Annotated in this window: 1 protein-coding gene; it reads left to right on the forward strand. The window is 67.3% G+C overall.

Translation table 11 applies throughout. The annotated features are described in order from the left end of the window. Positions 1-13: 13 nt before the first annotated feature. On the forward strand, positions 14-379 hold a 366-nt coding region (locus tag K6N12_RS33760; RefSeq protein WP_222149191.1), incomplete at its 3' end, for an ATP-binding cassette domain-containing protein.

Here is a 379-nt window from a genome sequence, read left to right on the forward strand (position 1 = left end):
GTGTGAGGGCGACATGAGCGGCATTTTCTGCAGCCTGCGACAGCTTTCGGTCACCTATGGGCGCGACAGGAATAGCGCGGCCGCGCTCGATGGCGTCGATCTCGATATCGTCGCCGGCGAAAGGCTGGCGATCATCGGCGAAAGCGGCTCCGGCAAGAGCACGCTTGCCCGCGCGCTTGCCGGCCTGCTGCCGGAGGGAGCGAAGGTCGGCGGCGAGATGCTCTGGCCCGGACTTGGTCGTCCGCCGCGCCCAGGCCGCGACTTCGGCTTGGTTTTCCAGGATCCAGGCTCCAGCCTCAATCCCGTCCTGACGGTCGGCGAGCAGGTTGCCGAAGGCGCCAGGCGCCATCTCGGCCTCAGCTGGAAGCAGGCCTATGTC

This window comes from Rhizobium redzepovicii, from assembly GCF_019793435.1.
GTDB classification, from domain to species: domain Bacteria; phylum Pseudomonadota; class Alphaproteobacteria; order Rhizobiales; family Rhizobiaceae; genus Rhizobium; species Rhizobium redzepovicii.